A 13,909-nucleotide genomic window follows, 5' to 3' on the forward strand; every position below is an offset into this window, starting at 1 on the left:
CTCACATTTGGTTGAGTTTCTTCGCCTTTTTGGTTAGAACTATATAAAGCAGTCACTTTTTATAATTCATTTTTATACTTGGTACTTGGATATTTATCTTACTCGATAAAACCGATTTTTGGAGAATAGCGAAATACCGCTTTTCCAATAATTTTTTTCTTTTTCACAAAAGGATGTTCCCAGACTCTCGAATCCAAAGAAGAGTTTCGATTGTCTCCCATCATAAAATAGGAATCCTCCGGTACAGTATAAGGTCCATAAGAACCTTTGGGCTCTTCTTTTAAATAGTCTTCTTTTAAAGGCTCTGTATTGCCGTTTATGTACACTTTTCCATCAATAATCTCAATCACTTCACCGGGAAGTCCGATGATTCTCTTTAAATAGTTCGTAGATTCATCATCGGGGAAAGGAAACATTATAATATCTCCCCGCTTTGGCGTTGAGAAAAGATAGGCCAGCCGATAACCAACAATTTGGTCATGAGTCATTACCGTATTCTCCATGGAGCCGGTTGGTACTTCTGCTTTTACAATAATGAAATTATTTATGACAAGTGCAACGACAAATGCTGAAACAACTATTTTTATCCAGCTTAAAATTTCAGATTTCTTATTTTTATCCATATGGTATCTCCTTCAACCCACTAAATTATATGTACATTAATGAATGCTTCTCTTTAGAAATAGAACTTAAATCATTTAAAAATCCTAAGGATTACAGATTTATAATTGCATGATTTACTATTGACAAACATTAACATACTTAAAAATATATACTATTATTTAATGTATGTCAATAAAACAGTTATTAAAGAAAATAATAAGCTATTAAGAGAATAAGAAGATAATTATGAAAAATTTATGGATTGTTAAAAATTACTTCTATATTTTGGCTGAAAAGTAAAATTAGATATATAATACCATTAGCAAGGCATCTATGTAATAAAAGAATTGTAAAATGCCATTGCATTTAGTATAATAATAATTTACAATGTATAAAGTTGATGAAATTGGATTAAAAATACGAGAATTAAAGGATGAGCCATGGGAATTATTAGATCAGAAAACTTAACATTTGAATACATCAGACGAGATGAAGAAGGTAATGTAGAGTCTATTAATCGTGCCATTGATCATGTTAACATAGATGTACAAAAAGGTGACTTTGTTGCGATCTTAGGGCATAATGGATCTGGTAAGTCTACCTTAGCAAAACACATTAATTCTATTCTGGTGCCAACAGAAGGTACTATGTGGTTTAAAGACATGAATACCAGCGATGAAGATAAACTTTGGGATATTCGTCAGTCGGCGGGAATGGTTTTTCAAAACCCCGATAATCAGATTATAGCAACTGTAGTTGAAGAAGATGTGGGTTTTGGCCCTGAGAATCTGGGAGTTCCCACAGAAGATATCTGGAGACGGGTAGAAGAAAGTCTAAATGCTGTAGGTATGATGGAATACAGAACCCATTCCCCAAACAAGTTGTCCGGAGGACAAAAGCAAAGGGTTGCCATTGCAGGTATAATGGCAATGAAACCGGAATGTATTGTTCTTGACGAACCAACTGCTATGTTAGACCCAAATGGACGTAAAGAAGTAATACGAACAGTAAAAGAACTAAATGAAAAAGAAAAGGTGACTGTTATACTGATTACCCATTACATGGAAGAAGTAATATCAGCAAATAAAGTATTTGTTATGGATGAGGGTAAAGTAGTAATGGAGGGAACTCCCAAAGAAATCTTTTCGAAAGTTGATATGCTGAAGAAATATAGATTAGACGTTCCCCAGGTAACAGAATTGGCTTTTGAGCTAAAGAGAAGCGGTCTAAGTATTCCGGAAGGAATATTGTCCATAAAAGAATTGGTGGACGCTATTTGTAAATTATAACAATGAACGAATTATATAAAGCTTAGAAATAAACAGGCATAATACACGAAAAAGGTTAGGCTGGAAAAACATTGCTTTTTCAAGGCAATTAGTTCATATGCATTAATTGCTCACGTTATTAAAAAGCGTAAAAGCGCTGGAATTGAGGTTAATATGTCAATCATAATAGATAAATTGAATTATATATATAGCACGGGTACAGCTTATGAGAAGCATGCACTTAAAAATATTAATCTCGTTATTAATGACGGTGAATTCATAGGATTAATCGGACATACCGGTTCCGGAAAATCTACCCTGACACAGCATCTTAACGGGTTAATGAAAGGTACCAGCGGTGATATATATTATAATGGCGAAAATATTTATGATAAAAATTATAATATGAAGAGTCTGAGAAATAAAGTTGGCCTTGTGTTTCAATACCCGGAACACCAGTTGTTTGAAACTACAGTATTTAAAGATATATGTTTTGGCCCTAGAAATCAAGGATTGGATGAACTTCAGATAGAACTAAGAGCCTACGAAGCCATGAAAATGGTTGGTTTAGATAATGATTTATTGGATGCATCGCCATTTGAATTATCAGGAGGGCAAAAAAGAAGGGTAGCTATTGCAGGAGTTTTGGCAATGAAACCGGAGGTATTAATCTTAGATGAACCCACCGCAGGGTTAGACCCCAAGGGTAGAGACGAGATATTAGATCAGATTGCATACCTTCATAAAGAAAGCAACATTACAGTAATTCTGGTTTCCCATAGCATGGAAGATGTAGCCAGATATGTAGATAGATTAATAGTTATGAATAAAGGTGAGATAGCATTTAATGATACCCCCCAAAAGGTTTTCGCTAATTACAAAGAATTAGAGGCAATAGGACTTGCAGCACCGCAGGTTACCTATGTTATGAATGAACTAAAGATTCGAGGCATTCCGGTTAAGACAACCCCTATTACAGTGGAAGAAGCCAAAGAAGAGATTTTACGGGTATTAAAAAAGGGAACCGGATTGGAGATTAGAAATGATTAGAGATATTACAATTGGACAATATTATCCTTCTAATTCCATCCTTCATAAATTAGATCCAAGGGTAAAATTAGTTGGCACTATACTATATATCGTATTCCTGTTTTTTATTCAAAATTATTATGGTTATATATTTGCTGCGGTATTTCTTGGGCTCATAATAACTCTCTCTAAAGTGCCTGTTAAGTTTATATTACGAGGATTAAAAGCAGTCCTGTTTCTGCTGCTTTTCATGGTGGCATTTAACTTATTTTTTACTCCCGGAAATGAGGCATTTAGCTTTGGATTTATAAGAGTAACCTGGGAAGGTATAGAATCAGCTATTCTTATGGGGTTAAGACTTATATTTTTACTGCTGGGTTCTTCCATTATGACATTTACGACAACTCCAAACCAATTAACAGACGGTTTAGAAAAGTTAATGGGACCTCTAAAGAAAATCAAAGTACCGGTCCATGAGATATCCATGATGATGTCCATAGCTCTTCGCTTTATTCCAATATTAATGGAAGAGACCGATAAGATCATGAAGGCACAGATGGCAAGAGGTGCTGATTTTGAATCCGGAGGTTTGATAAAAAGAGCAAAGAGTTTAATTCCATTGTTAGTTCCTCTGTTTGTGTCTGCATTCCGCAGGGCAAATGATCTGGCAATGGCTATGGAAGCCAGATGTTACCGAGGCGGTGAAGGCAGAACAAAGATGAAGCCATTAAAGTATGCCGGTAAAGACATGTTAGCGTATTTAATACTCATTATGTATGTAGCAGGAATTATCGCGATTAATAAGTATTTATAGGAAGAACTTAGTTGTGAACTCTATTGTAATTTTATGCTGAACTTCTTCACCATTATTTGAAATTCTATACAGAGGTAAAATGTCAGTAAAGTTGAAAGAAAGATATAATATAGAGCCGCAAAATCATTCTTCCAAAAGTTTAAGGAAAAATAATTGTAATGATAGAGCGCAAAATCATTTTTTAGAAAGTTGGAGGAATGATATGTGTAGGATGCCCAAAATCATTCTTTCGAAATTTGGAAAATGGTATAAAGAAAGGATGCTACATCATTCTTTCAAAGGTTGGAAGAAAATATATTATTAAGAAAGGTTGCCACTAAATCATTCTTTCAACTGGTTTGTTATGGCAGTATCATATTTGTAAGTGGATGTGATATGCAAAGGGTATAAGAATGAAAAGAGTCATGCTGGAGATTGCATATGACGGTACCAACTACTGTGGATGGCAAATACAACCCAATGGAATTACGGTTGAAGAAATAATAAATAAAACCCTTACAGAGCTGTTAAAGGAGCCAATCTTCGTTATTGGTGCAAGCAGAACAGATTCTGGCGTTCATGCCTTGGGCAATGTTGCCGTATTTGATACCAATACAAAAATCCCTGGTGAGAAAATTTCATTTGCACTAAATCAAAGATTACCTAAGGATATTGTGATTCAAAAATCAAGGGAAGTTCCCTTAGATTTTCACCCAAGGTATTGCAACAGCAGGAAAACATATGAATATAGAATCTTAAATAGTAGATTCCCAATACCTACGGAACGGCTATATTCTTATTTTATATATTATCCCTTAGATACAGATGCTATGAAAAAAGCAGCGGAGTATTTGGTAGGGGAACATGATTTTAAAAGCTTTTGTTCCAATCGTACCCAGGTAGTGGATACCATTCGAAGGGTATATGATATAAATATCGAAAGAAATAAAGATATGATTGACATTACCATATCTGGAAATGGCTTCTTATATAATATGGTGAGGATTATTGTTGGTACTTTGGTTAAGGTTGGTCTTGGAGTTTATCCGCCGGAACATGTACATGAGATTTTGGAAAAGAAAGACCGGATGGCAGCAGGACCAAAGGCACCTGCCCAGGGATTGATGTTAAAATGTATTGAGTATCCGGATTTAGTAGATGAAAATAAGTGATTGTATATAAAATGACTACAATAAATACAGTCTGGAAATTATTATAGTAATTCTTTGTTACGGATTAAGTATGTAACAGTTATATAAAAAATAGTATTATGACATATTGTAAATTATAAATAAATTTAAAGCTTAAATAATAAAAAATTATAATAAGTAAAAGTTAAAAAATCGAAATTGGTTAAAAGAAACCGATATAAAAGATGCATCGGTATAAAAAAGTTAAAATCTGTATAAAAACTTAGTAAATTATAAAAATTGAGATTATAAATATATCATAAATTTTTTGCAGATTAATCTTGACAAATGCAAGAGCAAACGCAAGAAAAGAATAAAACTCTTGACACACCAGGCGAGATGTTATATAATATTAAGACGTGACGTGAGAATACTTGAGCCAAGCCCCGGGTAGAGTATTTTAACATATAACTATGAATATAATTGAGATTTTAATTAATCCAAGGAGGTTAAACCATGAAAAGCTTTATGGCTAGTCCAGCAACCATAGAAAGAAAATGGTATGTTATCGACGCTACCGGACACACATTAGGTCGTCTTTCATCTGAGATTGCAAAGATATTAAGAGGAAAAAATAAACCAACTTACACACCACATGTTGACACTGGTGATTATGTAATCGTTGTAAATGCTGATAAAATAAAAGTTACTGGTAAGAAATTAGATCAAAAGATTTACTACAATCACTCTGATTATGTAGGTGGTATGAGAGAAACTACATTAAGAGAATTAAATGCTAAGAAGCCTGGAGAAGCTGTTAAATTAGCTGTAAAAGGCATGCTTCCAAAGGGACCTTTAGGAAGACAAATGATTACAAAATTACATGTATACGCTGGCCCAGAGCACAATAATGCAGCTCAAAAACCAGAAGTATTAGAGATTAAATATTAATCAGAAAGGTTGAAAGGAGGCAATAACATTGGCTAAGGCAAGATATTACGGAACAGGAAGAAGAAAAAGCAGTATCGCGAGAGTATATTTAGTACCAGGAACTGGTAAAGTTGTTATAAATAAAAGAGATATGGATGAATATTTCGGTTTAGAAACATTGAAATTAATCGTTCGTCAACCACTTGTATTAACTGATACAGTTGATAAGTTTGACGTTCTTGTTAATGTACATGGTGGCGGATTCACTGGTCAAGCTGGTGCAATCAGACATGGTATCTCCAGAGCATTATTACATGCTGATGCAGATTATCGTCCTACTTTAAAGAAAGCAGGATTCTTAACAAGAGATCCAAGAATGAAGGAAAGAAAGAAGTACGGCTTAAAAGCAGCTCGTCGTGCTCCTCAGTTCTCCAAGAGATAATAAGAATAATTATAAAAGCCTTGAAATTTCAACGTTTCAAGGCTTTTTTGATGCTAAAAATATTATTGTTGTTGTGAATTTGTAGTGACTTTATATTTTGTTAATTTCAATTCTATAACCCAGCAGTTTTCTTTCTGGTAGATGCAAGGACGTCAGTACATATATATGCTGCTACTCCTACGTCTGAATGGCCTAAGTGATCAAATACTATTTAATATCAACGCCACTGTTTAATAGGAGTGTAGCATTATAGTGGCGCAGGGAATGAAGTGTAAGGAAATTAAATCAGTTCCTTTGATGCGGTTACGGAAAGAAGTATTAAAGCTTCATCTGTCTTTATAGTTTCCGGTATCAGAATTAAAGAACATTTCCTGATGGATAAATGTATTCTATTTGAGTTATTTGCAGGTCCTAACTGGTGTTTCTTATGCTCTCTCAGGATTTTTTATTGAATCGATAATAGCTGCTTTTACTCCTTGAAGTGATAAGGAAGTGCTTACTGCTAACGTCTGATGTAGTGTTTTTATTGAAGCCTATGTCCTCCTATTGAAGCAACAAATATTTACCGAAGTGTATACCCGTAAACAGGAGCAGCTTTAAGATTGTATTGAGTATAGAATAATCCCGAAATAGATTAAAGGATAGGAGTATCTCTATTTCAGTAGGTATTTATGTTTCACTTCTGTGGTAGCTTTCTTGGATGTGAGTATAACGTTTCTGGACAGGGGTTCTTTCATGTAGTCATGAGTTGCTGTAAATGTGAATATACTTTGCATGATTGTGTATAACTTCTTTACATTGGCCTGTGACAGTGGAATTTCCTTCCTTTCTTTATTGAGGCTAGTATGGGTACTAGTTGTATGCATGAAAGGCTTTAACTTATTGAGACATAGATCTTAAAGTATTCCTCTGATACTCTTTTAACTTTTGCTCTCAGGCCGACTAACCCTTACGTGACTTTTGAAGTCAACATATTTTCTTTAACAAATTTATATGATTTATCTTCTCTCATTCATTCTGGTAATGTAAATGTGGCAGTATAAACAGACGTTTCATCAGAGCATTAATGAAACAGTAAACTCAATAAGGAATTTTAAAAGGTTTGTGGCTATTCTGTTTGTGATGATTTATTTCTTACTGCTGTAGCTACGAAGATTATAGGATTAGACAGTGATGACCCTGTCCCGCGCTTCCTTTTTACTTGTTTTGAATAAGGGATGCCGATTATAAGCTGTGAAGTGATTTGAAGTATTCAGTAAGAAAGACTCTTGTATTTTTTAATACGTTGTTTCAATACTAGATCTAAGAACATACAGAGTAATTAAATAATGAAATATATTTTACTGTAAAAGTTATGTATGCTATAATATTATTAATAAATATATACGATCGAGTAAATAATACTATGGAGGATATTATGTTATTTGAAAATGAAAAAATCGAGTTTGATGAAAAGAGTATAGGTATTATGAACATAGCAGATAATGAAATAAATGAGAAATATATTCTTGGTGAAGTACGAATAGTTACAGAACAAGCAAGATATCCGCTAAACACAATAACAATGATGATTGATAGCAAAAATTATGAATTAAATCCGGATTTCCAAAGACGTAGGCGTTGGGATGATGTAAAGAAATCTAAGCTTATAGAATCATTTATAATGAATGTCCCCATACCTCCTGTTTTTTTATACGAAAATGAATTTTCTCATTACGAAGTAATGGATGGATTACAAAGATTGTCAACAATATATGATTTTTATAACGATTCTTTTAAACTTGTAGGTTTGCAATTATGGCCAGAATTAAATGGACGATATTATAGCAATTTACCTGAAAAAATTAGAAAAGGAGTTGACCGTAGATATATATCATCTATTATTCTTTTACAAGAAAGCGCAAAGAGCAAGGAAGAAGCACAAGGTATGAAACAGCTTGTTTTTGAGAGAATTAATAGTGGTGGGGTTAAACTCGAGGGGCAGGAAACAAGAAATGCATTGTATAATGGTAAAATGAATCAGATGTGTCTCCAATTATCTCGTAATAAATATTTATGCGCAATGTTAGATATTCCGCACGAAGAACTAGAATTACAAATAAGTTTTATATACGATATAAATAGTCTATTACTACAAAATGAACGGTATAAAAAAATGGAAGATGTAGAATATGTGTTGAGATTTTTTGCTATGCGCCAAATAGATGGTTACGCTAATAGAACTTTAAGTGAGTTTTTAGACATGTATTTAAAAAAAACAAACTTTTACGATGATAGTACACTCAATTCACTGAGAGCATTATTTGAAGAAACAATTGAATTTGCTTTTGATTTATTTGGGAGCAGTGCTTTTTATATGTGGAGAAAAAGAAGTACAAATTATTCTGATGAGTCATGGAATTGGTTCTCTAGAGCCACTACTACAATATATGATCCATTAATGCATGTATTGTCAAAGATGATATATTCAAAAGATATACTCCTAAAGAATAAAGAGATAATACGAAACGAAGTAAAGAATTTTTATCAAGAAAATTATGATGCATTTGAAGGACGAAGTAGTAATAAGAATGATATTGAAAAGCGCATTGTATTATTTGAGAATTTCTTTAAATCTTATTTAGAGTAAATTAGATAAAAGGATTTAATATGAAAAGTACATTAGATGAATATTTAATAAAAATAGATAATCTTATAAATTATATTGATCAAACTCAGCACTTATATGAAGTGGTTAAAGAAAATAGGGATTCTAAAATATCTTCTGAATTTGTAAAGTTTCATACTGATTTAAATAAAAGAACATATGATTACAATTTAGTTATAATAACACTGTATGGTATTTGGGAAGGCTTTGTTGAGCAAATTGTTGCAGAGTATCTTAGCGAGCTAAATGACTGCGTAAATGAGTATAAAAATCTCCCAGAAGCCATAAAAGAAAATCATGTAGGGATGTCAGCAGACTTACTTAAATATACAAATATATTAAGTAAATACGAGCATATTTTGATTAACGAAGTTATAGCAAATTTAAATAGTTGTTTGAATGGTAAGGAGAAGTATAAAATTAATGTTGATGCATTTACGTATCACAGTACTAATTTCAGAAAGGATGCAATAAGAGATTTTTTTAAAAACATTGGAGTTTTTAATATTACAAATACTATTACCAAGTCTAAAGCTATGGTAAACTTTTTTACTGAATATGACGGTGAATTGCTTAGTAATATGAAAAAATATCAAGAAAATAATTATTATGAATATTTAGAGGATTTAGTTGAAAGAAGAAATCAAATTGCACATGGGTCTGATATAGATGAATTGCTTTCGCTAGATATATTAATAAATTATTCTCAATATGTAAAAGCTTTGATAATTTCTATTTATGAGATAATAGAATATGAATTATTTAAGAATAAATTTCATAATACCGAGAAGGTAGAATTAGGTAAGCCAATTAAAGTTATTGACAGTAGTATTATTTGTATTAACAATAAACACTTAAATATAAAGACTAATGACTATATTTATGGATATAATATGGATTCAAAAGAGTTACGCTTTGGGCAAGTTTTATCTATTCAGATAAATAATGAAGCGGTAAATGAAACAAGTATTGAATGCGATGAAGCAGTGGGGTTAAAAGTGAATTTTAGTGCAAAAGATAAATATACTTATTTCTATTTATATAGTTAGGTCATTTTATTGTTAAAAGATTGAATACATATATGTAATTCTAAAACTCCATTATGCTTTAAAACTTTTCTTATACAATATAAAAATATTTGTATGTTGTGATGTTGCGTGAAAAGATACATAATATTTAAGATTTCAGTAAATAAAGAAAATATAAAAAGTTATAAGAATCAATATTATTACCCAAAGAGATAATTTGACAACTTTATATGGATTTAAAAGCCTTTGCAAATAATATATTTGCAAAGGCTTTTAAGTTATCCTATTTTTGCTAAAAAACCTATTGACAAATACACATAGCGATGCTATACTAATCATGTTTTAAACATGTTTAATAGGGAGGGGAATAACATTGGGAAATAAAGAAACAAGAAATAGATTAATTGAAGTTACAAAACGATTGCTTACAGAGGGAAATAGCCTTGAAACACTTACAGCACGCCATATTTCGTCTGAAGCAGGAGTAAATCTAGCAATGATAAACTATTGCTTTAAATCAAAAGATGAGTTACTTAAAATTGCCGTTGAAGAAATTGTCGCAACAGAATTTTATAAATATGTAGATGTAAAGTCTGATAACAGTACTGCAAAAGAGCAGTTAAGAAATATACTCTATCATGTTTGTAAGGCAATGTTAAAGTATAGCAGTCTTACTAGGATGTCTATTCCGTATATTATGTTAAATGAGGAAATATCACTACCCTACGATATAATGCCATTTATCAAAAAGCACTATGAGGGTAAAAAAGACGAAACACAATGTAAGGTAATTGCCTTTCATATAGTTTATACCATGCAGCTGATTTTTTATCGGTCAAAGGATTTTTTTAAATATTCAGGCATTGATGTTGATGACGAAGCAATGATGGAAGAGTTCCTTGATTCCCAGCTGGATCTGTTTTTAGGAAGGGAATAAAATAAAACTACTTAAGAATATATTCTATTACAGCTTTTAAATTTGAGATAACATCGCTGATAGAATTTGTAAAGAGTCCGGTATTATTTTGAATCATTAATAAATATATATTTTCAAATTAATTGAAAGGAGAGTAACTACATGGCAGTTTTATTAAAACTATTAGGTATTGTGTCAATTGTAATGTTAATATCTACAATTATTTGCGGACTATGGATAAAGTCCCATCCCCAAGAAGATATACAATTTCATTTTGTACTTTCACTTACAACAGTAATTATATCACTATTAACAATAGTGCTGTTTATGTTAAAAAAATAGGAAACAAACACATATGTTGTATTTATTAGTCATTCTGTAGAATATGAAATAATAGCAGAGCATGTAGGGAACAAATGAGCCGGAAAGTGTTGAAATGGTGTGAATTTAAGCCGGAAATGAGTAAAAATATAGGATGTTTTAATTGCTTCGGTAATTAGGAACATCCTTTTTTGACTCTATAGATTTATCATTTCATGAAATTAATAATATTATAAGGAAGTCAGAAATTGTGTAAGAGCACTATTATAAAATTAAAGATTATATGCTCAACATTTTGCCAGAAATGAGTTTGAGAATGTTAATATATAGTTGATATGATAAAATTGATAGGAATGAGGTGATTGTGCTGAAGTATGTGAATGGAAAAGAAATTTTACCAGAGGAATTATTAGATGAGATTAGAAAATATGTGGAGGGGGTATACATATATATTCCTAAAAGTGATTCAAAGAAAAGTAAATGGGGAGAAAGAACCAATTATCATCGTGAAATGGAATTACGAAATCAACATATATATGATAAATACCTTGAAGGTATTAAAATATCAGTAATATCGGAGCGTTATCACCTGTCTTCCCAGAGCGTAAGAAGAATTATTTCAACACAAAAGAGAAAAATGGAGAGAATAGTAATTATGATAGAAGAACTATTGAAAGAATGGAATATAGAGTGTACTCCTGTTCAGATATATCATTCAGCATGGAATATTGACAATTCCTATGTTTTGAAGGTATATGATAATCCTAACGCATTACAAAGAAATATTGTAATGATGAAAACACTTCATGAAGCGGGAATCCCAGTTCCAAAGATTATGAAATTGCCGGATGGACGGGACTATTTAACATATAACGGAATTATGTATGTGCTTACTACAAAATTGAATGGAAAGAATATTGTCAACCTGAATGAATGTGATGATATATGGTTTTTCGAGTTTGGTAGAATATTGGGGAAACTTCATCTTGCATTTCAGGAATGTGCTAAGAGTATAAGTTATTGGAATAGTAGTATGATTGAGGAAATGCAAGGTTGGGTACGTAGCAATTTACTGGAATTTAAGCCGGAGTATTTGAAGCCGGAAGATATAAAGAATTCTATTGATGAGTTGTCAGAACTTTATGATGATTTGCCAAAACAGTTAATTCATAGAGATGTCCATTTAGGAAACTTTTTGTTTGACAACGGAGTGTTTTCCGGATATATAGATTTTGATTTAAGTCAAAGTAATATACGTATATTTGATTTATGTTACTTTTTATTAGGAATTCTTTTGGAAGAAGATAATAATCGTGTTGAAGAAGAAAAGTGGTATAAAATTATTCAACAGGTAATAAGAGGTTATGATTCTATTACAACATTAAGTGATATTGAAAAGAATGCTATTGTTTGTGTGATGAAGAATATCGAATTATTATTTGTAGCATATTTTTTAGGGATAGGAGATGAAAAATTAGCAAAAGACTCCGCTGATTTATTTTCTTTTGTTAAGAAAAATGAGGATAAAATACAGGATGTGGTTAAATTAGAGTAGCAATATGGAAAAATATATAATAATTTAAAGGACTATGTCCGAAGTATAGAATAATGTAGGCTGTATGAAGTAATCTGCCAAGTTTGACATGAAAATCACATTAAATCCATAATAAAAGGGATTGAAGTTTGAAAAAAATTATGGTATAAATAATAAAGTATTAGGCAAGTGCCTTGATCCACGTCTGTTAGGGAAAAAACTAGCAGACGTGTTTTTTATGGAGGTCTTTATGAAAAGAACAAAATTGTTATTAGATATACTAATAGTTATATTAGGTAATTTTCTTTATGCCGCAGGAGTAGCGTTCTTTATTCTGCCTTCAGGATTGATTACCGGAGGAACAACAGGTATTGCAATTAGTATTAATCATTTAATTGGTTTGCCCGTATCCTATCTTGTTTTTGGTTTTAATATAACCATGTTCGTATTGGGTTTCATTGTTCTGGGAAAGAATTTTGCCCTAACAACACTGGTTAGTACATTCTGTTATCCCTTTGCGTTGGAAGTGTTACAAAAGCTAGCCGGGGGATTTAGGGTGACAGATGATATTTTGTTATGCACCCTTTTTGGAGGTATCTGTATCGGAACAGCAATTGCTATTGTGATCAGGGCCGGTGCAAGTACAGGAGGTATGGATATACCACCATTAATTATCAATAAATATACCCGTATATCGGTATCAGTAAGTTTATATGTTTTTGATTGCGTGATACTTGCATTACAAGCGGCTTTTAGTGATAAAGAGAAGATTCTCTATGGTATTGTTTTGGTGCTGGTTTATTCTATTGTTTTAGATAAACTTCTTATGTTTGGAACAAATAAAATGCAGTTAAAAATAGTAAGTGACAAATCGGAAGAGATAAAGGGAGTAATTATTTCTGAGATTGACAGAGGAGTCACTCTTTTACATGGCAGGACAGGGTATTTGGAAAAAGAGACGGATATACTGTTAAGCGTGGTTTCAAACCGTGAACTTTACAAAGTAGAAAAACTTGTACATCAAATAGATAAAGATGCCTTCGTTATGATTAGCCGTGTCAGCGAAGTGAGGGGAAGAGGGTTTAGTGAAGGAAAGCAGTATTTGGTGAAATAGCCAGCGTAACAATAATATATGGAGTTTTTAAGCCTTGCGAATATTACATTTGCAGGGCTTTTTTTAATTATTAGGAAATTCCTCAAATCGAAAAAATAGTGTATAATAGAGTAGAAATAAAAAATGGAATAACAAAAGAGCGAAGGGTGCTACT

The 13,909-nt window shown here is 32.0% G+C and carries 13 protein-coding genes; 12 read left to right on the plus strand and 1 reads right to left on the minus strand.

Going from position 1 to position 13,909, the window contains the following annotated elements; all coding sequences use genetic code 11:
- Positions 1–98: 98 nt before the first annotated feature.
- A complete protein-coding gene (gene lepB, locus BM183_RS16395; protein WP_091687976.1) occupies positions 99–623 on the minus strand; it encodes a signal peptidase I in 525 nt (174 codons plus the stop codon).
- A gap of 420 nt (positions 624–1,043) precedes the next feature.
- Here lepB and BM183_RS16400 point away from each other — a divergent pair, with 420 nt between their 5' ends.
- The 12 genes from BM183_RS16400 to BM183_RS16460 all read left to right on the plus strand — a co-directional run bounded on the left by BM183_RS16400 (position 1,044) and on the right by BM183_RS16460 (position 13,755).
- Positions 1,044–1,892 carry an energy-coupling factor transporter ATPase gene (locus tag BM183_RS16400; RefSeq protein ID WP_091687978.1) on the plus strand — a complete coding sequence of 283 codons (849 nt, stop codon included), beginning with the start codon at positions 1,044–1,046 and terminating at the stop codon, positions 1,890–1,892.
- Between the two features lie 153 nt (positions 1,893–2,045).
- Positions 2,046–2,921, plus strand: a complete 876-nt coding sequence (locus BM183_RS16405; protein ID WP_091687980.1) for an energy-coupling factor transporter ATPase — start codon at positions 2,046–2,048, stop codon at positions 2,919–2,921.
- Positions 2,914–3,714 (plus strand): energy-coupling factor transporter transmembrane component T family protein, encoded by an 801-nt coding sequence (locus BM183_RS16410; protein WP_091687982.1) that lies wholly within the window; start codon positions 2,914–2,916, stop codon positions 3,712–3,714. The genes BM183_RS16405 and BM183_RS16410 overlap by 8 nt, the downstream gene beginning before the upstream one ends.
- A gap of 392 nt (positions 3,715–4,106) precedes the next feature.
- Complete coding sequence (gene truA / locus BM183_RS16420) at positions 4,107–4,865, plus strand: tRNA pseudouridine(38-40) synthase TruA (protein ID WP_091687986.1); 759 nt, start codon at positions 4,107–4,109, stop codon at positions 4,863–4,865.
- A 474-nt stretch (positions 4,866–5,339) separates the two neighbouring features.
- Positions 5,340–5,774, plus strand: coding sequence for a 50S ribosomal protein L13 (rplM, locus tag BM183_RS16425; protein WP_091687988.1), 435 nt, complete (start codon positions 5,340–5,342; stop codon positions 5,772–5,774).
- Positions 5,775–5,802: 28 nt separating this feature from the next.
- A complete protein-coding gene (rpsI, locus tag BM183_RS16430; protein ID WP_091687990.1) occupies positions 5,803–6,195 on the plus strand; it encodes a 30S ribosomal protein S9 in 393 nt (130 codons plus the stop codon).
- 1,417 nt (positions 6,196–7,612) lie between these two features.
- Complete coding sequence (locus BM183_RS16435; RefSeq protein WP_091687992.1) at positions 7,613–8,824, plus strand: DUF262 domain-containing protein; 1,212 nt, start codon at positions 7,613–7,615, stop codon at positions 8,822–8,824.
- Between the two features lie 20 nt (positions 8,825–8,844).
- Entirely contained in the window at positions 8,845–9,891 is a 1,047-nt protein-coding gene (locus tag BM183_RS16440) for an MAE_28990/MAE_18760 family HEPN-like nuclease (protein ID WP_091687994.1), read from the plus strand.
- Positions 9,892–10,243: 352 nt separating this feature from the next.
- Complete coding sequence (locus BM183_RS16445) at positions 10,244–10,807, plus strand: TetR/AcrR family transcriptional regulator (RefSeq protein WP_091687996.1); 564 nt, start codon at positions 10,244–10,246, stop codon at positions 10,805–10,807.
- A gap of 141 nt (positions 10,808–10,948) precedes the next feature.
- Positions 10,949–11,128 carry a hypothetical protein gene (locus tag BM183_RS16450; RefSeq protein WP_091687998.1) on the plus strand — a complete coding sequence of 60 codons (180 nt, stop codon included), beginning with the start codon at positions 10,949–10,951 and terminating at the stop codon, positions 11,126–11,128.
- A 343-nt stretch (positions 11,129–11,471) separates the two neighbouring features.
- The gene (locus tag BM183_RS16455) at positions 11,472–12,662 is read left to right on the plus strand and encodes a CD3324 family protein (protein ID WP_091688000.1); all 1,191 of its coding nucleotides are present in this window, start codon (positions 11,472–11,474) and stop codon (positions 12,660–12,662) included.
- 229 nt (positions 12,663–12,891) lie between these two features.
- Positions 12,892–13,755 carry a YitT family protein gene (locus BM183_RS16460; RefSeq protein ID WP_242961035.1) on the plus strand — a complete coding sequence of 288 codons (864 nt, stop codon included), beginning with the start codon at positions 12,892–12,894 and terminating at the stop codon, positions 13,753–13,755.
- Positions 13,756–13,909: the final 154 nt, after the last annotated feature.

It is taken from the genome of Anaerocolumna aminovalerica (assembly GCF_900115365.1).
In the GTDB taxonomy this organism is placed as follows: domain Bacteria; phylum Bacillota; class Clostridia; order Lachnospirales; family Lachnospiraceae; genus Anaerocolumna; species Anaerocolumna aminovalerica.

Bases quoted from the DNA above. Each gene is read 5' to 3' on its own strand.
- lepB (WP_091687976.1), bottom strand. From the start codon at position 623: ATGGATAAAAATAAGAAATCTGAAATTTTAAGCTGGATAAAAATAGTT.
- BM183_RS16400 (WP_091687978.1), top strand. From the start codon at position 1,044: ATGGGAATTATTAGATCAGAAAACTTAACATTTGAATACATCAGACGA.
- BM183_RS16405 (WP_091687980.1), top strand. From the start codon at position 2,046: ATGTCAATCATAATAGATAAATTGAATTATATATATAGCACGGGTACA.
- BM183_RS16410 (WP_091687982.1), top strand. From the start codon at position 2,914: ATGATTAGAGATATTACAATTGGACAATATTATCCTTCTAATTCCATC.
- truA (WP_091687986.1), top strand. From the start codon at position 4,107: ATGAAAAGAGTCATGCTGGAGATTGCATATGACGGTACCAACTACTGT.
- rplM (WP_091687988.1), top strand. From the start codon at position 5,340: ATGAAAAGCTTTATGGCTAGTCCAGCAACCATAGAAAGAAAATGGTAT.
- BM183_RS16435 (WP_091687992.1), top strand. From the start codon at position 7,613: ATGTTATTTGAAAATGAAAAAATCGAGTTTGATGAAAAGAGTATAGGT.
- BM183_RS16440 (WP_091687994.1), top strand. From the start codon at position 8,845: ATGAAAAGTACATTAGATGAATATTTAATAAAAATAGATAATCTTATA.
- BM183_RS16450 (WP_091687998.1), top strand. From the start codon at position 10,949: ATGGCAGTTTTATTAAAACTATTAGGTATTGTGTCAATTGTAATGTTA.
- BM183_RS16460 (WP_242961035.1), top strand. From the start codon at position 12,892: ATGAAAAGAACAAAATTGTTATTAGATATACTAATAGTTATATTAGGT.